Here is a 23,780-nt window from a genome sequence, read left to right on the forward strand (position 1 = left end):
ACTTAGAATAACTTAATAATGAAAACAAAAACTTACGCTGGTATTCCAGAAGAATTAGCAAAATTAGAAACTGCTAAAATTGTATTAATTCCTGTACCTTATGATGGTACAAGTACATGGCAAAAAGGAGCTGATAAAGGTCCTGATGCGTTTTTAGATGCTTCAGCAAACATGGAGCTTTATGATATTGAAACGGGTTCAGAAGTGTATCAACAAGGTGTGTTTTTAGCGGATGCTGTTACTGAAAATAACTCGCCAGAAGCGATGGTCGAAGCAGTTCATCAAGCGACTAAAAAATACATTAAAAAGAACAAATTTGTAACTGTTTTTGGTGGTGAACATTCGGTGTCTATCGGAACTATTAGAGCATTCAATGAAATGTTCGAGGATATCACCGTTTTACATATCGATGCACATGCAGATTTACGCGAAAGCTACGAAGGTTCTACGTGTAACCATGCGTGTGCTGTTTATGAAGCGAGCCAAACGACGAACTTAATTCAAGTTGGAATTCGCTCAATGGATAGCATTGAGAAAACAGTAATGGACGAAGAGAAAACGTATTTCGCTCACGAAATGGCTGTTGATGATAGTTGGATGGATTCAGCAATCGATCAAATGACAGATAATGTGTTTATCACATTTGATTTAGATGCTTTTGATCCTTCAATAATGCCAAGTACAGGAACACCAGAACCAGGAGGTTTATTATATTATGAAACACTCGAATTCTTAAAACAAGTATTCGAAGAAAAGAATGTTGTTGGATTTGACATCGTAGAATTATGCCCAAATGAAAATGAAAAATCATCAGATTTCTTAGCGGCTAAATTGTACTATAAAATGTTGAGCTACAAATTTAGAGACCAAAATATTGAAGATGGTTTCGAAAGTAACTTCAACGATTCAGCGAACTCAGGAAATAAAAAATCTAAATTTGATACAGAAGATGACTACTAATAAAGGAGAAATTTCAAAATTTATAGAAAAGTATTATTTACACTTTAATGCAGCAGCTTTGGTTGATGCAGCGAAGGGTTATGAAGATCAGTTAAATTCTGGTGCGAAGATGTTAGTGTCTTTAGCGGGTGCTATGAGTACTGCAGAATTAGGTAAGATTTTCGCCGAAATGATTCGTAAAGATAAGGTGCAAATTGTGTCTTGTACAGGAGCGAATTTAGAAGAGGATATCATGAATTTAGTGGCGCATAGCCATTATAAACGTGTACCCAACTACAGAGATTTAACACCTCAAGACGAATGGGACTTACTTGAAAAAGGCTTAAATCGTGTCACAGATACATGTATTCCTGAAGAGGAAGCCTTTAGACGTATTCAAGAACATATCGTTAAAATATGGAAAGATGCAGAAGCTAAAGGTGAACGTTATTTGCCGCATGAATATATGTACAAATTGTTGCTATCTGGTGTATTAGAAGAGCACTACGAAATAGACCTTAAGGATTCTTGGATGTATGCAGCAGCAGAGAAAAATCTACCTATTATTTGTCCAGGTTGGGAAGATAGTACTATGGGTAATATTTTTGCAAGCTATGTTCTAAAAGGAGAATTGAAAGCTAGTACCATGAAATCGGGTATAGAATACATGACGTTTTTAGCCGATTGGTACACTAATAATTCACAAAATGGTATCGGATTCTTCCAAATTGGTGGAGGTATAGCTGGTGATTTTCCTATTTGTGTCGTACCAATGTTATATCAAGATATGGAACGTCCGGAAACACCTTTCTGGAGCTATTTCTGTCAAATTAGCGATAGTACAACTAGTTATGGGTCGTACTCTGGAGCGGTGCCAAATGAGAAAATTACTTGGGGTAAATTAGATATTAACACACCAAAATTCATCATTGAGAGTGATGCTACTATTGTTGCTCCTTTAATTTTTGCTTATCTTCTAGATATGTAATGGAAGAGCATAGAATTGATAATATAGAATTAAGCTTTTTAACGGTTGGTGATTTTGAAGAATTAAAATCAGCAACCTTAGAAGCGTATGGTGGTGTTCTAAATTCCTATTGGAAAAAGGACCATATTGCACGTTTGACCTCTATTTTTTCTGAGGGTCAAGTGGTTATTCGCATCGACGGCCAATTGGCTGGTTGCGCGTTGTCTTTAATTGTAGATTACGATAAAATTGATGATAACCATACCTACGCTGACATTATTGAAGGTGATAAATTTAAAAATCACGATCCTGATGGAGATGTGCTTTATGGAATTGATGTTTTTATAAAACCAGAATTTAGAGGCTTACGTTTAGGACGTCGTTTATATGATTACCGAAAGGAATTATGCGAAAATCTAAATCTCAAAGGGATTGTGTTCGGTGGTAGAATGCCAAATTACCACAAGTATAAAGATCAATTTTCACCAAAAGAATACATTCAGAAAGTAAAACATAAGGAGATTCACGATCCGGTTTTAAACTTTCAAACCTCTAATGATTTTCATCCGATTCGGATTATCAAAGGTTACTTAGAAGGAGATACGGCATCTAGTGAGTATGCGGTTTTAATGGAATGGGATAATATTTATTATACCAAACCTAATAAAAAAGCAAGTAGCGTTAAAACAGTTGTACGTTTAGGTTTAATTCAGTGGCAAATGCGTCCATACAATGGTTTAGATGACTTAATGCAACAGGTAGAATACTTCGTAGATAGTGTTTCTGCGTATCGTTCAGATTTTGCCGTATTCCCTGAGTTTTTCAACGCACCATTAATGGCCAAGTATAACCATATGCACGAGCCACAAGCGATTAGAGAATTAGCAAGTTATACACAGACTATTGTAGAGAGAATGCAGCAATTATCAATTTCTTACAATATCAATATCATTACAGGTAGTATGCCAGAGGTTGTTGATGATGTGCTTTATAATGTGGGGTATTTATGTCGTAGAGATGGAAGTTTAGAGCGTTATGAGAAAATTCATGTTACTCCAGATGAAGCTAAAATTTGGGGAATGCAAAGAGGGCATCAATTAAAAACTTTTGAAACGGATGCTGGAAAAATCGGAGTTTTAATTTGTTATGATTCTGAATTCCCTGAATTATCAAGGTTATTAGCAGACGAGGGTATGGATATTTTATTCGTTCCGTTTTTAACAGATACGCAAAATGGCTATTCTAGAGTGCGTTTATGTGCACAAGCAAGAGCCATAGAAAACGAGTGTTATGTTGCTATTGCTGGTAGTGTTGGTAATTTACCAAATGTGAATAATATGGATATTCAGTATGCACAGTCAGCTGTGTTTACACCTTGTGATTTTTCATTTCCGAGTAATGGCATAAAAGCAGAAACGACGCCAAACACAGAAATGATATTAGTTGCTGATGTAGATTTGGGATTATTAAGAGAATTGCATTCCTTTGGAGCGGTGAAAAATTTAAAAGATCGTAGAAAAGATTTTTATGATGTTATACGAGTAACCAAATAAGTATTATATTTAAAAAAAAATAGCTTCAGAAATATTATTAAAGAATGACATATCCATTGCTAAAAGTTTATCATGGAGAATCATTTTTAAAATAGATATAACATCTGACATATAGAAAAAAATAGAATTTACCTGATGAAACCAAAAGACGCACATTTAAAACGAGTTATAGTTGATTTTAAAAAATTGACACCAGAAATTTTAGCACTTCTGGTGGAGAAATATCCTGATGGGTATGACGACGATAATGTTATCTCGTTTAAAAATGCAAAAAACGAAACAGTCGAAGCCGTAGAAGTCACTACAGAAGATACCAAATATTTGGTAAAAGTGAGTACGAAACTAGAGCAAACCATGGAGAATTATGACGAAGACGATTATGAAGACTTCGACGATGACGATCCAGACGCTGTTGTAGATCCAGATTTAGAGCCTGGAGCAGAAGACGAAGATTTCGATTAAAGTTTAGTTTAGTTGAAACTAATTTTGTAATTTACTATAAGATTTCAACTTAACTTTTTGGTTTATTAAAAGTTAAGTTGAACTTTAAATTAAAATTGTATAAATTTTAAATGGTTGAATTATGGAATCATCATTTCACATGTCATTACCATGTTTAAGTGTAGAAGACACGAAAAACTTTTATACTAATAATATTGGCGCTTCTATAGGAAGAACTAGTGAGAATTGGTTGGATATAGATTTATTTAATCATCAACTCACTTTTATTCAAGCCGAAAAATTCAATTTCAATAGTCCAAATTATGTGTTTGAAGGTAAGTTATTACCCTCATTTCATTTTGGTGTTATTATTGATGTTGAGAAATGGGGAGAACTCTATGCTAAACTAAATCAGTTGAATTTAAAAGTGGTTACTCAAACCACGTTTTTAAAAGATAAAACGGGTGAGCATTTATCATTTTTCATTAAAGATCCGAATGATTACATGTTAGAATTTAAGAGTTTTAAAGAGTCCAAAGACATATTTAAAATATAATTGTTACTATTTATTTAGTACGATACAGAAAAATAGACTTCACTTATATCCACGTAATTATAACCAAGAGGTTGTAATCTAAAAGCATTTGGGCTTGAGGTGGCAAATTCCCAAAACCACAATCTATATTTAAAACATGCTGATGACATTCAGCATAAAAATTAAACACAATGAATACAAAAAAAATTACAGTATTTGTGCTTCTGGTAATGGTTTTAAGCGCAAATGCATTTTCAATATCGAATGAAAAAATTCAGGAAAAGTTGAAAGTAACAACCACTGGTGTTTTTGATGGTTACGACCCAGACGATGGTTATGCTTTTTTAATTAATGAGGATGCAGACGATGAAGATAGTGAAGAAACAGTATATTTTGCTGAAATTTCTGAAGAAGCTCTTAAAGCTGTGAACCTAAAGTCTAAAGACATGGTTGGTAAGCGTTTTGAGATCACTTACGAAATTACTGAGTTTGAAGAAGACGATGAAAATGGGTTCACAGAAATATATGAAACTTATAAAATAGTTCAAATAAAGAAATTGTAAATAGAACTTAATTCATAGAATTAGACTGCTAGGCAACTAGTGGTCTTTTTTTTATAAAAACTTCCCAAATAAAAACGGAAAATACTAAGGTATATTCTAAGCCAATGATCCAAAGGTTTTCGGAATAGCTACTATTAGAATACGCCAAATAACTTAATATAATAACTAAGGACCAAACTAAAGGAAACTTGTAATTGGTGAATACACTAAGCATAACTAAGGTGGCAATATACCATGGATGGACCGTTGTACTTAAAAACAAATAGCAGGTGAGCGCTAACAACATCGACGTAGCTAATTTAGGTAAGCTATTGTTGTGTTTTAGGAATGTAAATCCTAGGATGATAACGACGGAAATTAGAGGTAGAATTTTACCTATAATTGCAATTTCATTGTAACCAGTTATGGCATATCCAATAGCTCTTGCTATATAGTAAATACTGGCATTAAATTCGAAATTACCAAACCAAAGTCCAACTGTTTTGGAGTAATTCGTTACAAATTCCATTGAAAAGAATGGTAAGAACAATAACAAGGTCGTGGCAATGACAATGATGTAAAATGTAATTAATTTTAATAGTCCTAATTTCTCGGTTTGACCATTCAACTTATTAGACGTGAACCATCCAAAAAATAACGGTAGCAACATTAAGGGTATTAATTTTATTGAAATAGAACACGCTAACACCACTGCCGCCCATTTCCATTTACGAGCGTGTAGTAAATATAATGCCCAGATGAAGAAGAAAATCATAACGCCTTCAAAATGAAGATTTCCAGTTAATTCAATAATAATAAACGGATTTAAAATGTACCAAAAGATTCTGTTTGAGGGTAGTTTTAAGCGTTCTAAAAGTTTCTTTCCAAAGTATATGGTTCCAATGTCTGCGGCTATAATAACAAGTCTTAAACCAATTGCAGAGCCTAAAATAGTTTGACTAGGAATTATATTAGCAATAACAAAGCACAATTGATTTAAAGGCGGGTAATTAGAAAAATGAGAGGAGCTTAAGCTTCCCATACCATTGTACAATTCCTGAGCGTTAGCTACAGGTAATTTTCCACTATTAATAAAAGAATCTGGCGTGTAGAGATACGGGTTAAAGCCTTCTAGAATCATTCGTCCATCCCAAACAAACCGATAGAAATCTTGAGATAAATTTGGAATTGAAAAAAGGAGTAATACCCTAAAAGCAATCGAAAAGATAACTAAGAGTCTAAAGTTAAATCCAGAAGTCTTTATAATTTTATAGGCAAATACAAATAAGGCAATGTATAAAAGTAGAAGTTGGGTTGTTTCAATACGTGTTGTATGATAAGCAAACCATAAATAAACAATACAACTAGCAATAGAAAATAGAAATGGAATTTTGTGATATTTCCAAAGCGAAATCACACCTTCGAACTTAAAGATTTAAAAAACACATATCCAAAGCCTATAAAAAGCATTAGATGAAAAGGAAATAACCCGAAGTCACCACCTTGGTCTCCAACTATAAAAGCACTATACATACCAAAAGCAAAATAAAGCATTAAAATACCTTCTATAATCACGTGAGGTGACATCTTTTTCATGATATATTTATTACCCTTCCAAGAATCTCTAATGGTACTAATATTAAACTTTGGTGTTCTTACAAATTCACTTCGTTTACCAATATGTCCTTCAATAACAGCTATAGAGTTATGAAGTGAAAAACCCATAGCAATTGAGAAAAAGGTAAAAAACATACCTATGTAATTGAAGAATTTTTTAAAGCCACTACCGTAAATGCTGCGGTACATAAACCAATAGCATACAAAGAAAATGATCGTACTCATTACAAAGAAACTCATTACATAAAAGTAGTTTCTTAAATGTTCGTATTCATTCTTTATATAGAGCATTGGGATACTTAAAATAGCGACTGTAAATATGCTTAAGAACATAGAGCTATTCAATAAATGAAGTAAACCGTGTGCTTTAGTTTTGGCTGAAATATTATCAGATTTTAGAACACGCCAAAGCATTTTCCTAAAGTTTTCTGCGCCACCTTTATTCCAACGAAATTGCTGTGATCTAGCCGCACTAATCACCACAGGTAATTCTGCCGGAGTTTCAACGTCTTCTAAATATTTAAATTCCCAATTCTTTAACTGCGCTCTGTAACTTAAATCTAAATCTTCGGTAAGTGTATCACCTTCCCAATTTCCGGCATCTATAATACAGGTTTTTCTCCAAACACCAGCTGTACCATTAAAATTGATAAAGTGCCCTTTGCTGTTTCTACCTACTTGTTCTAAAGTGAAATGGGCATCTAATGCGAACGCTTGGATTTTCGTCAATAAAGAATAATCGCGATTAATATGTCCCCAACGTGTCTGAACAACTCCTATTTTCTCATTTTTAAAATAAGGAATAGTGCGTTTTAACCAGTTAGGTTGTGGTAAAAAATCGGCATCAAAGATGGCAATATATTCACCTTTTGCAATTTTTAGACCTTCTTTAAGCGCACCAGCTTTAAAACCACTTCGGTCGGTTCTGGTAATATGAGTGATGTCTAAACCTGTTTTAGCCAATTGGTCTACATGTGCCTTTGTTGTTGCAATGGTTTCATCTGTAGAATCATCTAAAACCTGGATTTCTAATTTGTCTTTAGGATATTCTAAAAGCGCAATATTATTTAACAAGCGCTCCATCACATACATCTCGTTAAAAACAGGGAGTTGAATGGTAACAAAAGGAATTTCTTCAGGATTTGAAAAATCAAAGGTCTCACAATCTAGTCGCTTCTTTTTTGAAGACAAATAATTGTAGAGTAGATTTAGTTGCGCCAAAGCGTACATAAAGATGAGTACAATGGCAATGGTGTAAATAACAATAACTATTGATTCGAGAATCATTTTTTAAAACTGTATTTAAAAATCCAACCTAGGATTTTTATGCCTGCAAAGATAGCACCTTTTACGGTACCTGAAACTTTTGAGACACCAATTCTGTTTCTATAATTAACAGGAATTTCCTTATAACTTAATTTTTGTTTTAATACTTTGAGCTGCATTTCTACCGTCCAACCATATGTTTTATCTTCCATGTTTAAGCCTAAGAGGGTATGGTATTTAATAGCTCTAAAAGGTCCTAAGTCTGAGAAAGTTGAACGGAAAAATAACGCCATTAGGCTTGTTGCTAGCCAATTACCAAATATCTGAGGCGACGTCATAGAGCCTTCTTCTCGTAAGTCCTTGTCGCGAGCACCAATCACAAAATCAATATTGTCTTCTAAAATAGGTTGAATGATTTTTGTTAACTCTTCGGGGTAATCACTGTAATCTCCATCTAAAAAAACAATGATGTCTGGTTTTTTTTCTAGATTTGAAATATAATCCATGCCTTTTAAGCACGCATAACCATAGCCTTTTCTGTTTTCAACTAAAACCGTTGCACCAGCATTTTTGGCATTAATTTCCGTGTTATCAGTTGAGTTATTACTGACCACAATAATTTCACTAACAATAGAAGGGATGTCTTTAACCACAAGAGGAATTGACGCTTCTTCATTATAAGCAGGAATAATAACTTTTATATTGGGCATTGTGTGCGTTTAAAAGTGCAAAAGTAATCTTCTTATTTTTGATTCACTAAATCCATTAAATCTACATCGTTTCCTAAAAGCACTTCTGTTGGATTAATACGTCCTTTCATAGAATCATTTTCTAATTTTAATACACCTCTTGGGCAAACTGCAGAACAAATACCACAACCAACACAACTAGAACGTACGATGTTTTCTCCCTTTTGAGCATAGTGTCTTACATCGATACCCATTTCGCAACTGTTAGAACAGTTACCACAAGAAATACATTGTCCACCATTAGTGGTAATTCTAAATTTTGAAAACAAACGTTGTTGGAATCCAAGAATCGCTGCCATAGGACAACCAAAACGACACCAAGAACGATTTCCTAAAATGGGATAAAATCCAGTTCCAATCACTCCAGAAAAAATAGAACCTATATAAATACCATAAGCAGATCTTAAGGCTCCGGCTTTAATATAGAACAGATGATCGGTTGTGCCTGTATAATGCATAATTAGTAAAAGAGAAATCACAATGAAAAATCCTATCGCTCCGTATTTTGCATCTTTTTCTAATTCTTGTCTTTTAAATAACATTACGGCTGCAAAAACTATGGTTAAAAACCCAATCACTAAGCTTATAAAAACACCTCTAGTTAGCCAAAAATGATTTTTATCGTAACCTAAGTAAGTATAAACCATTGCAGTTGTCATTACAATAGAAAACACTAAAACGGTATGGATTAACCAACGTTCTAGTTTCCAAGCCGACATTTTTTTAGACGATAATTGTCTAAACGAATCACCAGCAGTTTCTGCTAATCCACCACAACCACAAACCCAAGAGCAATACCAACGTTTACCGTATTTGTAAGTTAAAATAGGTGTAAACACAAAGATGGATAGGATACCAAATATGAGTAAGGCGATACCAATATTTCCATTAGATAAAAAGCCGTTTACAGACCATTCATCAAAAATGTAATAGTTAAGAGGCCATATACTTTTAAGGTCGTAGTATGGTAAATCGTTGTTCATAACGTACATAAATTCAGGAATCAAAAAGGCAAAACCTAACTGAAAAAACATCACTGAAATAGTACGTAATTGTTGGTAACGATTATGTCTGTATTTTAATATGAATTTATATCCAAAAGCTAAAATAGCAACGGTATAAAGCGTTCCATACACAAACCATTGGCTCGCGTTTCTGCCACTTAATAAGTGACTTAACGGGTCGAATAAACTAATTAAGCCTGTGTTTTCTGCTCCGTCAGTACCTAAACCTAAATATTTAGGAAAGAAGTAAAGGACGATATAGAAGGTGGTTAAAATAACACCAACAATCCAGCCCCAAACTCCACGAGAAGAAATAGATTTAAACCAAACTCCATCATTTTTTATACCTTCTAATTTAGATAAATAGGCTTCTCTAGAATATACAACGATACCACCAATTATTAAACCTAATGACAAGGTTAAAAACAGGGCTTTGTTAGGGAAATTAGTATTAAAAAGGGCTAAGGCTAAAATAAATAACCCAATCACTCCTGCCGAAAGTGCTACTTTTTGTTTGTTCGAAATATCTAAAGCATCTGGTTTCGCCAAAGACATACTATGATTTAATTTATTACTCATTATGATACAGTTTGTAATTGGTTAGTGTAAGCTTGTAAAATTTCGTTTTCAAATCTTGAATAAAATTCAGGATCAAAGTTGGCTTCAGAGAGGTGATTCATGACGTAATCCATGTCGCGTTTTTCAGTAAGCCATTTATCAAAAACTTCATGGCGCATTCGTATACCGAAGGTGTTTATGCCTAAAAATTCATTGGTGTTTTTATCGTAGGCTACTGAGATACATTTAGTATCGTCTTCATGTTTCCAATGAAAATGTTGCTCATAATCTGGACGTCCATTTTTTCCAAACACCCAACCATAGGTTTGATATTCGATATCTAAGAATTTAGCCGAATTAAACCAATGACCTGGTTTGTATTCCATTTTATTACCACAAATGGTTTGCGCTAAAGTTTCACCCATCATGCGACCAGTGTACCAAACGGCTTCAATTGGTCTTCTGTTTCCAATAGCTTCATGTTGCTCGGCACAATCGCCAATGGCATATATATCTGGAATATTCGTTTCTAAAAATCGATTCACTTTAACACCACGTCCTATTTCAATACCAGAATCTTTTAAAAAATCAACATTTGGTGTCACTCCAGCAGTTAAACCAACTACGTTACATTCTAATTCTTCACCGGTTTCTTCAATAATAACAGATTTTACATTACCGTTCTCGTCTGAATTAATGGCTTTTAGATTTGTGGAAAGTCGTAAATCGATATGGTGATTCTTAATGTGTCTGTTAATCATTTCACTTTCTCCTTTTGGCAAAACACCATTCCAAAAGCTGTCTTCCCTAACGAGGAATGTTACTGGTATACTTCGGCTATTCAACATTTCCGCCAATTCAATACCTATTAACCCACCACCAACAATTACAGCACGTTTGCACACCTCATTATTTGGTGCATGTGCTTCAAGATTTTCTAAATCTTGTTTGTGGTACATGCCCATTACACCGTTTAAATCTTGTCCCGGCCAACCAAATTTATTGGGTTTACTTCCTGTTGCAATAATTAATTTATCGTATTGAAGCGTATCACCTTCAGCAAAATGAAGTGTTTTAGTTGCTGTTTCAACCTGTTTTACGTACCCTTTTTTGAGTTCAATTCTGTTTTTTTTCCAAAACCAATTCTCGTAAGGTTGGGTGTGTTCAAACTTCATATGTCCCATATAAACGTACATTAACGCAGTACGAGAGAAGAAATAATCGGCTTCGGCTGAGACGATAGTTATTTTTTTGTCGGATAACTTTCTGATGTGTCTCGCAAGTGTAACTCCAGAAATGCCGTTGCCAATAATAACGATGTGTTCCATATAATTGAGGTTGTTGATATGAGCTATAGGTCGAAGCTTTTGTTAAAACCTTAATCTATTAGTCGAATTTCTTTAAATTTAGGCATAATTTTACAGTATGCGATATGTTTTTTATTTCCTTTTAAGCGTCATTTTTATTAGTTGTGCTGCGATTCCACATCAATCTTCTAAGATTAATGGTGTTAGTTTTGTCGCTTCTAGAGGCGTCGTAGATTCGACACATGTTAAACCAATAATGAACATTAATGCAAATGCTGCTTCTGTTATGCCTTTTGGTTTTATTAAGGATATGAATCATCCTGAAATAATTCACAACACCGACCGTCAGTGGTTTGGTGAAACACGATCTGGAGCAGGACAATATATTGAAGCGCTTCATAAGGAAGGTATTAATGTGATGGTGAAGCCACAACTATGGATTTCTCACGGGGAATTCACTGGGTTATTAAAAGCATCTTCGGAAGCCGATTGGCAATTGTTAGAAGCCTCATATACTGATTTTATAATAGAATATGCTGAATTGGCTGAGGAGTTAAATGTGGAAGTATTTTGCATAGGAACCGAGCTTGAAGAATTTGTAAAAAATAGACCAGAGTATTGGCATCAATTAATAAAGGAGATTAGAACGGTTTATACTGGGAATCTAACCTACGCCGCCAATTGGGATGAATTTTGGACCACACCGTTTTGGTCGGAATTAGATTATGTGGGTATTGATGCTTATTTTCCGGTGAGTGAAATGCAAACACCAACGATTGAAGATTGTATAAAAGGTTGGGAAAAGCATAAACCAGGATTAAAGAATTTTTCCAAAAAATTAGATCGACCAATTCTGTTTACGGAGTTTGGTTATAGAAGCGTGGATTATTCAGGGAAAGAGCCTTGGCGTTACGATCGCTCTATGACTTCGGTAAATCTTATAGCACAGAACAATGCTACGCAAGCTTTGTTTGAAGCTGTATGGCAAGAAGATTGGTTTGCTGGTGGTTACTTATGGAAATGGTTTATTGATCACCATAAAGTTGGTGGTTTGCAAGACAATCAATTTACTCCACAGAATAAACCCGTTGAAGAAATACTTAAAGTGCATTACGGAAAGTATTAGCCATTCTCATTTTTATATTTTTTCTTTTGTAATGATGCGTTGTGCTAAACGTCTAATTTTTTATAAATTAAAGAGTTTGAACCAAAAATCAATATTATTTAGTCTTATAGTTTGTTTAGGGCTTTTTGGCTATGCACAAGACGTAAATGTCTCGGAGATTATAATTGAGGGCAATAAACGTACAAGAACTAATTTTTTAAAGCGTTTGGCTTTTGTAAAAGAAGGAAGTACAGTAGATTCTACAAGAATAGCTTCGGATGTTAGACGTTTTAGATTATTACCATCAGTTGCTAGTGCATCTTCAAAATTAGAAAAAGTTGATGATAACAACTATAGACTTGTTTATACAGTTGTAGAAAATTTTGCCATTATTCCAGGGTTGAATGTATCTCAAGATAATAACGACGATTTGGCCTATAGAACCTCCGTTTTCGATTTTAATTTTTTAGGTCAAAATCAAATAATTGGTGGATTTTATAGTAAAAATGTATTCGATTCTTATGGGTTTTATTGGGAAGCACCTAATCTATTTACCAGAAAATTAGGAATCGGCATAAACTATCAAAACAATGTATTACAAGAACCAATATTTTTTGAAGATGAACGCGATGTTAAATATAAAAACACGAGTCGAGCCTTTGAGATAAGGTTAATGTACGAGCATAATTTTAAGAATAAATTCGAATTTGGTTTTAACATCGCTAACGACGACTATAATTACTTAAGTGGTAATTTGCCAGAATCGATACCTGAGACTTTAGGTGTAGATAAAATATCGGCCGTTGGTGAATATGAATTTAACAACATCACCAATGAGTATCAATACGTCGATGGTTTTAGAAGTATTTTTACTTATAGTTTTACATTGCACTCTAATGGTGATAACGACCTATTGCGTAATTTTTTTATTGGTAGAAACGATTTTGAATATTTTAAACGTATTGGTGATAAAGGAAACTGGGCTAATAGATTACGTTTAGGTTATGCGACCAATGATACGACACCGTTCGCTCCATTTGCTTTAGATAACCAACTTAATATTAGAGGTGTTGGTAACACTATAGATAGAGGTACAGCTTCTGTAGTTCTTAATACAGAATATAGACATACGATACTAGAGAAAGGTTGGTTTGCCATGCAAGCAAATGCGTTTGTAGATGCTGGTACATGGCAAGAATCTGGTGGTAGTCTTGGGGATTTAATAGAAGGAAAAAAAGCGACTGTATTCTCTGGTTTAGGTGTTCGGTTTATTCATAAGCGCATCTTTAATGCTGTTTTTCGAATTGATTATGGAGTTGGCATAGGAAAAAAAGCTAATAATGGTATTGTCTTTGGAATCGGCCAATATTTTTAGAGCGTTCTATTCTAGTGGCATTACTTTAAATTCTTTTATGGCTTTATTAGGTTCAATAATATTATAACCTTTCCAAAACTCAGGATCGTATTGGTTTAGTTGTGTTGGTGTCACCTGTGATTTTTCATTGAAATTTTGAAAATCAGACTCAGAAATGGCATTGGTTTCAAAGACAATAAGTTCTGTTTTTTCAATATTTCTAACGATAAAATGAATGTCTCCTTTTAATTCATTTTGTTTGCGTCTGCCTTTTACATTTTTGTTTTTCTCTACAATTTTTATTGGTCGCTTAACTCCTACTAATTGACCTAAAGATTCATCTTTGTATTTTAGAGTATATTTTTCATTGTCGTTTTTTTGAAAGATGATAGTCCCTTCCTTTAAGTATTTTTTCATAGAAATGCCTAGAAGAGAAAACTTACTAAGGGGCTTCACATTTTTATAATCAACTCTTACAACCGCAAAGTCTTCAGTGTTCACATACATGGTGCCAGAAAAGTCTTCACTTCGTTTGGGCTTAAATGGAATGACATATACGAACATATCATTGATATAAGCATAATCTGCGATTTCAAATTCGTACCGTCTAGATTTATGAATAAAATTGAGGTCATTATCATCATCGATAAAATTATTGTTTTCAAAATTATGAATCTGCATTTTTCGCCAATGTAAAAAGCCGATTTTACGGATCGAATCTTTTTTCTTTTGTTCGGCAAGTAAAGCATCAGTAGCGGCTTCCTCTTTTTCATTTGTGTCGCCAAATAAAGACGAATCTATATCCTCTTTTACACTAAACCAACCCGATTTGATTTTAAAATACGAATCGCGTTTTACATACTTTTTAAAGATCTCGTTAAAGCGTTTTTCGTAGTTATCCATATTGATATCTTTAGATTTATCATATAAATAACAAGCTTTTAAGATGTCCATTTTTTGAGAGGCCTTTGGGGCGATTTCACCGTAAATTTCACCTAAAATTTCAGTGTGATTACTATTTGTTTTAGGCATTATTTGAAGCAAACTATCTATTAATTGCTGATTAAATTCGGGTATGGTCGACTTTTCTAAAGTGACATTGTACTTGTCCATTTCAGTATAATAGGATGTTCTATAAAAGAGTTTGCGTTTATTATAACTGAAGTCATAATTAACAGTTAAGCCTTCCTTTATTTTATCTAAAATTTCGTCAATCGTGTAGTTTTTATTGGTGACTAATACTTCCGATAAATCCACAGATTTTGACTTTAAGTAAATAGGGGAATTGTTGAAGTTAAGAAGTGGAATTCGTTTTTCTTCATAACCCAAACAACTTATCATTAGCGAGTCGGTTGCTTTTATGGCACGTGTAATACTGATGTTGAATTCTCCATTATCATTACTGATAACTCCATTCTTTGAGTTGAACTGAATCGTTGCAAAGGCAATGGCTTGTTCTGTTTTAGAGTCTAGTAATGTTGAAGAAAAGGTTTCCTGTCCGTAAGATTGCGACGCTAAAAATAGCATACACGCAATGATGATTTGATTGATTTTCATGATGATGTATTGGTTGGTTGATTACTGCCAAAGTATATGATTAGCAGAGTTTAGAGAGCCAATTTAATCTTTTGTTAAGTAAGATTTATCTTAAGTTTAACATCTTTAAGATAAATTAAGAATTCAATTTAAGAATGTATTTATTAGAAATTAAGCTTTAGCTTTGATGAAAAATGAAGTGATATGAGAACATTAGCGATTGGGGATATTCATGGTGGATTAAGAGGTTTAACTCAAATTATAGATAGAGCACATGTGAACTCTGAGGATGCTTTGATTTTTTTAGGAGATTATGTTGATGGCTGGAGTGACTCTGCACAAGTGATTCAATATTTAATTGAATTGTCTAAAACCAATACCTGTGTTTTTATAAAAGGAAATCACGATGTTTGGTGCGAACAATGGTTGGCCTCAGGTATTATAAATGATGTGTGGTTTAAACATGGAGGCAAGGAGACCATTGAAAGTTATGATGGGTTTTCTAAAGATCAAAAATTAATGCATCTTGATTTTTTTGAGGGCATGCCGTTATATCATCTCGATACAGAAAATAGATTATTTGTGCATGCAGGTTTTACGTCTATGTATCGTGTGGAGCGCGAGTTACACAAAGAAAATTTCTATTTTGATAGAACGCTATGGGAAATGGCATTAACCATGGATAAAAATATTGAACCAAATTCAAAAATTTATCCAAATCGTTTAAAGCATTATTCTGAAATTTATATTGGTCATACACCTACCATTAATTTTGGTGAAGACCAACCGATGAATTGTGGTAATATTTGGAATGTAGATACAGGAGCAACCTTTACAGGGAAATTATCTGCTATAGATATCGATACCAAGGAAGTTTTTCAGAGTGATAAAGTCATGGATTTGTATTCTGATGAATTAGGACGAAATAAGAAATAGTAAATGAAAAAAATATTAGGTACATTATTCGGATTGATTCTCTTTAGTTGTAGTTCTGCTGTTGAAGTTAATTACGAAGTTTTGACTTTTGAATTAGCTAAAGAACAAATGAATTTAGCTGAGTATTCAAACAGAAAAATTTTTGAAAACAAACAAGAGACTTCATTGAGTAGTTTTGAATTAATAGTGCTCAATGAGTTGTTAGATTCAAGTATAAACACATATAATAAAAATCATCCAGATTTTAAAAATATTGATATTAAGGGATACAATTTCTTCTATATTCCAACGAAAAACGATAAAAATGAAAAATGGATATTTATTTATGGTCTATGTAGTTATGAACCCGAATTGAATAGAACACTCAGTCAGTTTTTCTTAGTAGATGATGGTGGAAGTTGTTATATTCAAACAGTAATTAATTTGACTAAAAATGTCGAGGGTTGGATTGCTATTAATAGCAGAGCTTAACAAACATACTTCTTATAATAAGCCAATAACTCATCAGCCGAAGCACCAAACCATTTCTTTACATAAATCGTCCAGAAGTGATATTGTAGTTTCCAAACACCATGTTTACGATAGAGTCGTGCTGAGGTTATTAATTTTTTATTGATGACTGTAAATTCATTCCGAGCATACAATTCATTAATCAGAATATTGTCTTCGTAGATAATATAGTTCTCATTATAACCACCAATGTCGTTAAATAGTGTTTTTGTAATAAACTGACTTTGATCGCCACCTCTACTAGCACGCCAAGAAAATTGGGTAAGCCAACTGGCTAAACGTAACCACCAATGGTTGCTGTCAAATTGCATTCTAAAACAACCTGCTTGGTTCTCTTTTTGGACTTCATTTATAATAAGTTGATCAAAGTCTTTAGGTGGGAAAGAATCGGCATGAAGAAAATACAGAATAGTTCCGGTTGCATGTTTTGCCCCCAAATTCATTTGTTTTGCTCTTCCTTTTTCTGAATGAATTAGTTGTATGTCAGTTCGAGTGAAATTCTTTTTTTGGAATTTTGTATCGAGAACATCTGAAAAAGCTTCTCGATACAATTCTTCACTGCGTTCAGAATCACTCGAAGTGACGAAGTCTTTAACAATGTCCAAAGTCCCATCCGTACTACCTCCATCAACCACAATGATTTCAGAAATGTTCTTAGACAACGAATTCTCAATTAAATGCGTTAACAATCGACCTATACTATCGACTTCATTTAAAACAGGAATAATAATACTAATCATATAGTACTTACGATAAATTTATGACCGTAGTTTTAATCATTTAAATCCCAATTGTAATCGGTGTAACTTTTTTTAGCAGACTCTGAAATGGTAATGTCTGAGTATTGATTTAAGAAATCAATTAAACTTCCACTTTGTTCAAAGTCTTTTTTAAACCATTTAAAGATTTTCGAAATTTTGATTTGGTCTTTTGAAAGTTCATTTTTAGTTGAATCCGCTAAAAATTCCTTTGTGGCTTTGGTTAATTGTGCGTCTAAGTTTGAAGCAGTGAAGGCTTCATTTTGCAATTTCGGACAAGATACAGAAGCACAAACAATAGCAAAATGAATGCGTGGTTCATCCATGTTTCTAAGAATCTTGTGCTCAATATCATTAAGATTTTGCCAAGTATCACCAAATTTCCAAAGTCGTTGATCCCAAGGATCTTTAATGTCTTTAATGCTTTTTGTTGGGTAATTTCTTAGAATTAAATCTACGGTAAGAGCGTTATAAGCGTTTATCCAATAGGCTAGTTTTTGTGTTTTCATCCATTCTTCAGTTGGAAGATTTTTGGATAAATAAGTTATGTATTCTTTGAGTTTCTTTTTGTCTCTTTGAATTCCGTTGTAGTTAACATTACCTATATCAGAAACATGACTTTGTAATAATTCTTGCCATTTTTCATGACTTGTTATTTTGATAACGTAGACATTGTCATGAAGTTTTTTTGTTTTTAATATATAATCAGAACTGTCATTTAGTTTGTTGTTATTTTTAGACTCAATGGGGTTATCAATTTTAACATCAACTAACTTTGACGTTTCGGTCATTTCAACAACTTCTACTGTTACATTTTTCTGATTTTCAGTTGTTTTTTGTAATCCACTACATGATGATGTAAATATTAAGGTGACGATTAAGACTGATAAATATTTCATGTATGGTGTTTTTATATGTTAGTAGTATTATTCTGAACTCTTGATGTCCTGCTTTTTAGAAAACGCAGGATACAATTCTTGTTTTAAAAAATCTTTAGGAAAATTTTCATCACCTTCAAAACCGAGTTCAATATCTCTACCATCGTGTGGTATATAATCGGTTTTAAAAATGTAATCCCATAGACTTAACGTTAGTCCAAAGTTGACACCATACCTTACATCTTCAGGTAATTCTTTAACATGATGCCATATATGCATTTTAGGATTATTGAAAATGTATTTTAAAACACCATAATCCCAACCCAAATTAGCATGATTGAGATGACCAATAGCAATACTAAAGAAATAGACGATAGCAACATCTTGTGCATCAAAACCTCCGATGATTGCGATAGGAATGTAAAGTATAGATTTATAAACTACAGGTTCCATCCAATGGTAGCGCAAGTGTGCCGCAAAGCCCATTTCTTTTACAGAATGATGCACTTTATGGAAATTCCATAGCCATTCAAAACGGTGTAAAAGCCGATGCGTATTCCATTGTACAAAATCTGAAACAATAAAAAAGATAAATAAGCCTAACCATTTAGGAAGTTCATCAACATCAAAAAGTTGAAAGCTTGAAGCTGACAAACCAACAACGCCTAAAATATCATTAAATAGTTCTGAAACCGTATTAGATAAGGCAATGAAAACAATAAGATTCAATAAAAAGAAATTGAAAAACATGTAAAATGTATCTAGCCAAAAATCTTTTCGGAATAAGGCTTGCTCTTTTCTCCAAGGAAATGCAATTTCTAGAATCCAAACTAGAACAGAAATAAGGATAAGTCCATAAAAAAAGTTATCCCAATGATTGAGATCAATGAGTTCGTATTTGAGGTAATTCCAATATCCGGAATAAGAATTTTTAATGAGGTCTAAGTACTTTTCCATGTTTGTTTCCTGAGTAGGCAGGAATTTCTTTTGTTATCCTACAAGGTTTTTAAAACCTTGTAGGTATTATTCTAGTATTTATAGGGTCAACAAGGTTTTTAAATCTTTGCAGGTCTTTTTTATAAGGTCTTAATCAACTCTTTAAAAAGTGTAATCATATTGGGTTCTGCTTTTCCGGCCATAGCAATGATTTCAGAAATATCAACGGGTTTTAAATTTTCCGGATCACATTCGTCTGTTAACACAGAAACGGCAGCAACCTTTAAATTCAAGTGATTTGCCACAATAATTTCTGGAACCGTACTCATGCCAACAGCATCAGATCCCATGATTTTTAACATGCGATATTCAGCACGTGTTTCTAATTGCGGTCCAACAACACTAGCATAAACACCTTTATGTAATGTAATATTATGTTCTTTTGCGATATTTTCAAATTTAGAATTGATATCAGCATCATAAGGAGCGCTCATGTCTGTAAAACGTTCTCCTAGTTCTGAAACGCCTTTAAATGCTAAAGGTGAACCGCCTTGAAGATTAATATGATCGTCAATAAGCATTAATTCTCCTTTTTTATAATCGAGATTAATGGCGCCAGAAGCATTAGAAACCAATAAGGTTGTTATACCTAATTTCTCCATAATTCTCACCGGAAACGTTACATCTTGTAATGAGTAACCTTCATAAACATGAAAACGACCTTGCATAACAACCACCTTTTTACCTTCTAAAATGCCGTAAATAAGTTTGCCTTTATGAAACTCTACGGTTGCTGTAGGAAAGTTTGGAATGTGATTATAACTTGCTTCGGCTATGATGTCAATTTCATCAACTAATTGTCCTAAACCGGTACCTAAAATGATTCCGATTTCGGGTTGATCAAAGCCTTTGCTTTGTAAATATTCTGTGCTTTCTATTATTTGGTCAATCATTAAGTTGCTGTATTTTTTCTTGTAATTTATTGTTCGATTTATAAAAGTCTGAAGCAATTAAGTCTTCATAAGTATCAATATCGTTTAAAGTGTCTAAGGTACCAACTGAAATTTGATTACTCTGTAACTCTTGTAACGTTAATTCTAATAAATTGGGTTGACTCCATGGTTTATTGGTGAAAATTTCGGTATTCAATTTAGACATACCTACTAAATAATAACCACCATCTTCTGCTGGTCCAAAAACCACTTCATTAGTGTTTAAAGCCTCTAACCCGTTTTTTATGTGAGCGACATCTATATCTGGTAAATCAGAACCAACTAAAACGATGTTGTTATAGCCAGCACCAAAGCCATCTTTAAAAGCATTAAGCATGCGTTCTCCTAAATCAGCTCCATGTTGCACCACTTTATATTCCCCTTTCCATTGGTCATCTACAATAGCATTAGAAAAATAAATGCGTTTATCTATGTCTAATTTCTGAGTTGCTTTTTCTGTGATTTTTACCAACTCGGTGTACACTTCAAACGCACCAAAATCGCCAATGGTTTTAGCGAGTCTTGTTTTTACAGTTCCTAATTTTATGTTTTTGACAAACACAATAACAAGTGATTTATTCATAGATTTTAATGCCTTTTAATAACCATTTACTCCAATCTTTAGAGTAAGCGTGTACGTAATCTGTTTCATTTCCTTCTGAATCTAATAGAGGAAAATTGTTGTTCTTCCATTCAAAAATACCACCAAATAAATTGTAAACATTGGTGTAACCTTTCTTTTTAAGTTGTTCTGCAATGTCTTCAGATCGAATACCAACAGAACAATAGATTACAATAGTTTTTGAAGTATCTGGAATTGATTTTACGACAGTATCTAAATCAAAATCATCATAACCAACATAAGTTGAGTTAGGGATATGACTTACATTATATTCTTTAATTTCTCTGGCGTCCAATAAAATAGCATCAGTTTTTGGCATTGCCAATTCTTGAACAGAAATATAAGGAATACGCTCTTTATTATGAGTTTTTAATAACTCTTGAAGGGTTTCTTGGCTATTTCCAAAGCAACTTAAGAGTAAAAACGATAAGATAATGAGGTTTCGCATTTCTAATTAGTATAAATAATTGGGTTAACCTTACAGTTCTAGTGGTTTTCCTTGCTGCTGTTTTTCGGGTTCAGGTAAAATTTCCATGTTGTCCCAAATCCCTGAAACGATCGTTTTTGCATACGATTCTGGAAGCAATCCGTTTAGCATTAATTTGTTAGTGAGCGTATGGTTATAGTCTAACTTACGAAAATTTACCTGTAAGGGTTTTACCGAATCCTCCAAAATAGCAAACCAAACATTCGATTTTCCATCATTAGCAGGCATACCAATCACACCAGGATTTATCCAAAGTTTATCGCTGTTTTTGTGTTCGAAAGGTAAACCACAATGACCAGCAATAATGATATCGCTTTCAGTAGCTTCAAAATTAGATTGCTTAGTTGCCCAAGGTGTCGATTTGAAAATAAATTCTGAAACATTAAAATACGAACCATGAACTACAGTCACCTTCTGATTTTCAAATGTGAATTGTATATGATCTGGAAGCGTGTTAAGATAGTCAAGTGAATCTTTAGAGAGTTTACTTTTCGCATAAGGATACCATTGTTGTGAAAAACCATCGCATCGTGAACCTTCTCTAAAATCGCAACCGCAATCGTCTTCATCATCACGTAATTGTATTTCTACATTACCAACAATACTTCTGGCATTCCAATTTTTAAATGTCTGAATGGTTTCTTCGGGTTGTGCGCAATAACCAATAATATCGCCAGTGCAAAGACAATTTTCAGGTGGAATACCTTCATGTTCTGCCACAGCAATTAATGCTTCAAGTGCTTGAAGATTACTGTAAACACCACCAAAGAGTAGTACTTTACCTGAAATTTTTCCTATGTCAACTATATTTTTATTCATAACATTTTCCACGAAAGTGGACATCTTATTTATTTGATTTCAACCATTTCGGTATGAAATATAAAATATTACAACTTAAAATTCCCCAAATATTCACCCAAAGTAAATCCGCATACTTACCTTCTGTAAAAATTAAGGCTTCCGGAAACACATTAAAAACCAAGGTAAATCCAAATACTAATCCGGTAATAACACTCAAATAGAAACTCATTTTGGGTACTTTAATGTTCCAAAACAGAAAGATGGGTGTTAAACCAATAACCATGGTGCCAGATATGGTGGTTGCGGATAAAATTTCGGCTTCAAGAAAAACGGGTAGTGTGCCTAATATAGCAATAGCTGCCATGGATGCTCTACCGAAGGTGATATCGTTAACCATACCTAAATCAATCGCCAATAATTTTGAAAATGATGAAAACGTAGAGTCTAGTGTGGAAGCGGCTGAGGTAATCATTATAAAATTAATGACTAATAAAATAACCACGCCAAAGGCTTTACCAACTTCTACGGCGGCTTGACCTTTAAAGCCTTGGGTTTGTGCATAGACGCCAATAACACTAAATAGTATAATACAAATAGCACCTAATAAACTTGCCCATAAAAAGCTTTTTCGGGTGACTTTTGGTGAACTAATAAAGGCTCTATCCGTTAAAACGGGATCGTGAAACGGATAACTAAAGGATTGGATAATAGCTGCGAAAAATAAATTTAAACCCAACTCAAAGCTCCACGTACCAGAAGTTACCACATCAGTAAAGCTAAAGGTTTCTATAGAAAAGATATTCCATAAAATTACCATGAGTAGAATACTAAACAATACCATTTGAATCACATCAGTAAAAATAGAACTGCTTAAGCCTCCTTTTATCGCATACGCTAGAGTCAAAATGGTAAAAACAATAATCGCCCAATAATAATTGGAACTGCCTGTTTCGCCAAAATAACTACCAATAACCATGATGTTACTCCACACTTCATTAAACAACCTGATGGCAATCAATATAGAAAATAAAGCCATGGCTCCTTTTCCAAATTTGGTGGTTAAAAATTGATGAATACTTTTAAATCCACCAACTACGCGTATTTTGTAAATTAGTAAACCAGCGACAGCAAAGGATACATAATAACCAGCATAGGCAACACCACCAACAATACCAAAGTCTAAACCTAAATTGGCGGCGTTGGTAATGCTCTTGGCAAAAATCCAAGAAATGATAAGACTTCCAGTAAGCACTAAGCTGTTTGGTGCTTTCTTTTTATGAACCGCCTTAAAAAATTCGTCTGTAGTTTTTGCTAATGGTGATAATAGAAAGAGTAGTAAACTCGATACGATTATCAAGGTCCATTGCCAGTTAATTATATCCATCTA

General features: G+C 33.6%; 24 protein-coding genes. 10 read left to right on the forward strand and 14 right to left on the reverse strand.

Annotated elements, in window-relative coordinates:
• Window positions 1-18: 18 nt before the first annotated feature.
• The 6 genes from speB to BLT80_RS05025 all read left to right on the forward strand — a co-directional run bounded on the left by speB (window position 19) and on the right by BLT80_RS05025 (window position 4,998).
• Complete coding sequence (speB, locus tag BLT80_RS05000) at window positions 19-960, forward strand: agmatinase (RefSeq protein ID WP_092466465.1); 942 nt, start codon at window positions 19-21, stop codon at window positions 958-960.
• Window positions 950-1,927, forward strand: a complete 978-nt coding sequence (locus BLT80_RS05005; RefSeq protein ID WP_092466466.1) for a deoxyhypusine synthase family protein — start codon at window positions 950-952, stop codon at window positions 1,925-1,927. The genes speB and BLT80_RS05005 overlap by 11 nt, the downstream gene beginning before the upstream one ends.
• The gene (locus BLT80_RS05010) at window positions 1,927-3,459 is read left to right on the forward strand and encodes a carbon-nitrogen hydrolase family protein (protein WP_092466467.1); all 1,533 of its coding nucleotides are present in this window, start codon (window positions 1,927-1,929) and stop codon (window positions 3,457-3,459) included. Before BLT80_RS05005 ends, BLT80_RS05010 begins: the two co-directional genes overlap by 1 nt.
• A 135-nt stretch (window positions 3,460-3,594) precedes the next feature.
• Window positions 3,595-3,921 carry a hypothetical protein gene (locus BLT80_RS05015; RefSeq protein ID WP_092466468.1) on the forward strand — a complete coding sequence of 109 codons (327 nt, stop codon included), beginning with the start codon at window positions 3,595-3,597 and terminating at the stop codon, window positions 3,919-3,921.
• Between the two features lie 121 nt (window positions 3,922-4,042).
• Window positions 4,043-4,456 (forward strand): VOC family protein, encoded by a 414-nt coding sequence (locus BLT80_RS05020; protein WP_092466469.1) that lies wholly within the window; start codon window positions 4,043-4,045, stop codon window positions 4,454-4,456.
• 170 nt (window positions 4,457-4,626) lie between these two features.
• Window positions 4,627-4,998, forward strand: coding sequence for a hypothetical protein (locus tag BLT80_RS05025; RefSeq protein ID WP_139181015.1), 372 nt, complete (start codon window positions 4,627-4,629; stop codon window positions 4,996-4,998).
• A gap of 28 nt (window positions 4,999-5,026) precedes the next feature.
• Here the strand turns inward: BLT80_RS05025 and BLT80_RS05030 are convergent, their stop codons facing one another.
• From BLT80_RS05030 to BLT80_RS05050, 5 genes are read right to left on the reverse strand one after another with little or no spacing between them, the layout of a single operon-like run.
• Entirely contained in the window at window positions 5,027-6,394 is a 1,368-nt protein-coding gene (locus tag BLT80_RS05030; protein ID WP_092466471.1) for an MptA/MptB family glycosyltransferase, read from the reverse strand.
• On the reverse strand, window positions 6,391-7,881 hold the full coding sequence (locus BLT80_RS05035; protein ID WP_092466472.1) for a cellulose synthase family protein: 1,491 nt from the start codon (window positions 7,879-7,881) through the stop codon (window positions 6,391-6,393). Before BLT80_RS05035 ends, BLT80_RS05030 begins: the two co-directional genes overlap by 4 nt.
• Window positions 7,878-8,570 (reverse strand): glycosyltransferase family 2 protein, encoded by a 693-nt coding sequence (locus BLT80_RS05040; protein ID WP_092466473.1) that lies wholly within the window; start codon window positions 8,568-8,570, stop codon window positions 7,878-7,880. The genes BLT80_RS05035 and BLT80_RS05040 overlap by 4 nt, the downstream gene beginning before the upstream one ends.
• Window positions 8,571-8,602: 32 nt before the next feature.
• Window positions 8,603-10,192 (reverse strand): 4Fe-4S binding protein, encoded by a 1,590-nt coding sequence (locus tag BLT80_RS05045; protein WP_092466474.1) that lies wholly within the window; start codon window positions 10,190-10,192, stop codon window positions 8,603-8,605.
• Window positions 10,192-11,499 (reverse strand): NAD(P)/FAD-dependent oxidoreductase, encoded by a 1,308-nt coding sequence (locus tag BLT80_RS05050; RefSeq protein ID WP_092466475.1) that lies wholly within the window; start codon window positions 11,497-11,499, stop codon window positions 10,192-10,194. Before BLT80_RS05050 ends, BLT80_RS05045 begins: the two co-directional genes overlap by 1 nt.
• A gap of 97 nt (window positions 11,500-11,596) precedes the next feature.
• Here BLT80_RS05050 and BLT80_RS05055 point away from each other — a divergent pair, with 97 nt between their 5' ends.
• On the forward strand, window positions 11,597-12,604 hold the full coding sequence (locus BLT80_RS05055) for a glycoside hydrolase family 113 (RefSeq protein WP_092466476.1): 1,008 nt from the start codon (window positions 11,597-11,599) through the stop codon (window positions 12,602-12,604).
• A 76-nt stretch (window positions 12,605-12,680) separates the two neighbouring features.
• Entirely contained in the window at window positions 12,681-13,958 is a 1,278-nt protein-coding gene (locus tag BLT80_RS05060) for a POTRA domain-containing protein (RefSeq protein WP_245710114.1), read from the forward strand.
• 6 nt (window positions 13,959-13,964) lie between these two features.
• On the opposite strand, the gene BLT80_RS05065 is transcribed toward BLT80_RS05060, so the two are convergent.
• The gene (locus BLT80_RS05065) at window positions 13,965-15,494 is read right to left on the reverse strand and encodes a carboxypeptidase-like regulatory domain-containing protein (protein ID WP_092466477.1); all 1,530 of its coding nucleotides are present in this window, start codon (window positions 15,492-15,494) and stop codon (window positions 13,965-13,967) included.
• Window positions 15,495-15,677: 183 nt separating this feature from the next.
• Here BLT80_RS05065 and BLT80_RS05070 point away from each other — a divergent pair, with 183 nt between their 5' ends.
• Together BLT80_RS05070 and BLT80_RS05075 are read left to right on the forward strand one after the other, a co-directional pair.
• The gene (locus tag BLT80_RS05070) at window positions 15,678-16,409 is read left to right on the forward strand and encodes a metallophosphoesterase family protein (RefSeq protein ID WP_092466478.1); all 732 of its coding nucleotides are present in this window, start codon (window positions 15,678-15,680) and stop codon (window positions 16,407-16,409) included.
• Window positions 16,410-16,412: 3 nt separating this feature from the next.
• Window positions 16,413-16,880, forward strand: coding sequence for a hypothetical protein (locus tag BLT80_RS05075; protein WP_092466479.1), 468 nt, complete (start codon window positions 16,413-16,415; stop codon window positions 16,878-16,880).
• Here BLT80_RS05075 and BLT80_RS05080 read toward each other — a convergent pair.
• From BLT80_RS05080 to BLT80_RS05115, 8 genes are all read right to left on the reverse strand, one after another.
• Window positions 16,877-17,659, reverse strand: coding sequence for a TIGR04283 family arsenosugar biosynthesis glycosyltransferase (locus tag BLT80_RS05080; protein ID WP_092466480.1), 783 nt, complete (start codon window positions 17,657-17,659; stop codon window positions 16,877-16,879). The two genes, BLT80_RS05075 and BLT80_RS05080, sit on opposite strands and share 4 nt — an antisense overlap.
• Before the next feature lie 32 nt (window positions 17,660-17,691).
• Window positions 17,692-18,576: a DUF547 domain-containing protein gene (locus tag BLT80_RS05085; RefSeq protein ID WP_092466481.1), complete on the reverse strand. Its 885-nt coding sequence runs from the start codon at window positions 18,574-18,576 to the stop codon at window positions 17,692-17,694.
• A 27-nt stretch (window positions 18,577-18,603) separates the two neighbouring features.
• Window positions 18,604-19,512, reverse strand: a complete 909-nt coding sequence (locus BLT80_RS05090) for a sterol desaturase family protein (protein WP_092466482.1) — start codon at window positions 19,510-19,512, stop codon at window positions 18,604-18,606.
• 119 nt (window positions 19,513-19,631) lie between these two features.
• On the reverse strand, window positions 19,632-20,444 hold the full coding sequence (locus BLT80_RS05095) for a purine-nucleoside phosphorylase (RefSeq protein ID WP_092466483.1): 813 nt from the start codon (window positions 20,442-20,444) through the stop codon (window positions 19,632-19,634).
• Window positions 20,437-21,066, reverse strand: coding sequence for a TIGR04282 family arsenosugar biosynthesis glycosyltransferase (locus BLT80_RS05100; RefSeq protein WP_092466484.1), 630 nt, complete (start codon window positions 21,064-21,066; stop codon window positions 20,437-20,439). Before BLT80_RS05100 ends, BLT80_RS05095 begins: the two co-directional genes overlap by 8 nt.
• Entirely contained in the window at window positions 21,059-21,553 is a 495-nt protein-coding gene (locus BLT80_RS05105; protein WP_092466485.1) for a rhodanese-like domain-containing protein, read from the reverse strand. The genes BLT80_RS05100 and BLT80_RS05105 overlap by 8 nt, the downstream gene beginning before the upstream one ends.
• Before the next feature lie 30 nt (window positions 21,554-21,583).
• Window positions 21,584-22,411: a metallophosphoesterase family protein gene (locus BLT80_RS05110; protein WP_092466889.1), complete on the reverse strand. Its 828-nt coding sequence runs from the start codon at window positions 22,409-22,411 to the stop codon at window positions 21,584-21,586.
• A 25-nt stretch (window positions 22,412-22,436) separates the two neighbouring features.
• Window positions 22,437-23,777, reverse strand: a complete 1,341-nt coding sequence (locus BLT80_RS05115) for a sodium:solute symporter family transporter (RefSeq protein WP_092466486.1) — start codon at window positions 23,775-23,777, stop codon at window positions 22,437-22,439.
• Window positions 23,778-23,780: the final 3 nt, after the last annotated feature.

It is taken from the genome of Winogradskyella thalassocola, assembly GCF_900099995.1.
Taxonomy (GTDB): Bacteria; Bacteroidota; Bacteroidia; order Flavobacteriales; family Flavobacteriaceae; genus Winogradskyella; species Winogradskyella thalassocola.

Excerpts from the sequence above, each read along its gene's own strand:
- speB (WP_092466465.1), top strand. The coding sequence starts at position 19 with ATGAAAACAAAAACTTACGCTGGTATTCCAGAAGAATTAGCAAAATTA.
- BLT80_RS05005 (WP_092466466.1), top strand. The coding sequence starts at position 950 with ATGACTACTAATAAAGGAGAAATTTCAAAATTTATAGAAAAGTATTAT.
- BLT80_RS05010 (WP_092466467.1), top strand. The coding sequence starts at position 1,927 with ATGGAAGAGCATAGAATTGATAATATAGAATTAAGCTTTTTAACGGTT.
- BLT80_RS05015 (WP_092466468.1), top strand. The coding sequence starts at position 3,595 with ATGAAACCAAAAGACGCACATTTAAAACGAGTTATAGTTGATTTTAAA.
- BLT80_RS05020 (WP_092466469.1), top strand. The coding sequence starts at position 4,043 with ATGGAATCATCATTTCACATGTCATTACCATGTTTAAGTGTAGAAGAC.
- BLT80_RS05025 (WP_139181015.1), top strand. The coding sequence starts at position 4,627 with ATGAATACAAAAAAAATTACAGTATTTGTGCTTCTGGTAATGGTTTTA.
- BLT80_RS05035 (WP_092466472.1), bottom strand. The coding sequence starts at position 7,881 with ATGATTCTCGAATCAATAGTTATTGTTATTTACACCATTGCCATTGTA.
- BLT80_RS05040 (WP_092466473.1), bottom strand. The coding sequence starts at position 8,570 with ATGCCCAATATAAAAGTTATTATTCCTGCTTATAATGAAGAAGCGTCA.
- BLT80_RS05045 (WP_092466474.1), bottom strand. The coding sequence starts at position 10,192 with ATGAGTAATAAATTAAATCATAGTATGTCTTTGGCGAAACCAGATGCT.
- BLT80_RS05050 (WP_092466475.1), bottom strand. The coding sequence starts at position 11,499 with ATGGAACACATCGTTATTATTGGCAACGGCATTTCTGGAGTTACACTT.
- BLT80_RS05055 (WP_092466476.1), top strand. The coding sequence starts at position 11,597 with ATGCGATATGTTTTTTATTTCCTTTTAAGCGTCATTTTTATTAGTTGT.
- BLT80_RS05065 (WP_092466477.1), bottom strand. The coding sequence starts at position 15,494 with ATGAAAATCAATCAAATCATCATTGCGTGTATGCTATTTTTAGCGTCG.
- BLT80_RS05070 (WP_092466478.1), top strand. The coding sequence starts at position 15,678 with ATGAGAACATTAGCGATTGGGGATATTCATGGTGGATTAAGAGGTTTA.
- BLT80_RS05075 (WP_092466479.1), top strand. The coding sequence starts at position 16,413 with ATGAAAAAAATATTAGGTACATTATTCGGATTGATTCTCTTTAGTTGT.
- BLT80_RS05080 (WP_092466480.1), bottom strand. The coding sequence starts at position 17,659 with ATGATTAGTATTATTATTCCTGTTTTAAATGAAGTCGATAGTATAGGT.
- BLT80_RS05085 (WP_092466481.1), bottom strand. The coding sequence starts at position 18,576 with ATGAAATATTTATCAGTCTTAATCGTCACCTTAATATTTACATCATCA.
- BLT80_RS05090 (WP_092466482.1), bottom strand. The coding sequence starts at position 19,512 with ATGGAAAAGTACTTAGACCTCATTAAAAATTCTTATTCCGGATATTGG.
- BLT80_RS05095 (WP_092466483.1), bottom strand. The coding sequence starts at position 20,444 with ATGATTGACCAAATAATAGAAAGCACAGAATATTTACAAAGCAAAGGC.
- BLT80_RS05100 (WP_092466484.1), bottom strand. The coding sequence starts at position 21,066 with ATGAATAAATCACTTGTTATTGTGTTTGTCAAAAACATAAAATTAGGA.
- BLT80_RS05105 (WP_092466485.1), bottom strand. The coding sequence starts at position 21,553 with ATGCGAAACCTCATTATCTTATCGTTTTTACTCTTAAGTTGCTTTGGA.
- BLT80_RS05110 (WP_092466889.1), bottom strand. The coding sequence starts at position 22,411 with ATGAATAAAAATATAGTTGACATAGGAAAAATTTCAGGTAAAGTACTA.
- BLT80_RS05115 (WP_092466486.1), bottom strand. The coding sequence starts at position 23,777 with ATGGATATAATTAACTGGCAATGGACCTTGATAATCGTATCGAGTTTA.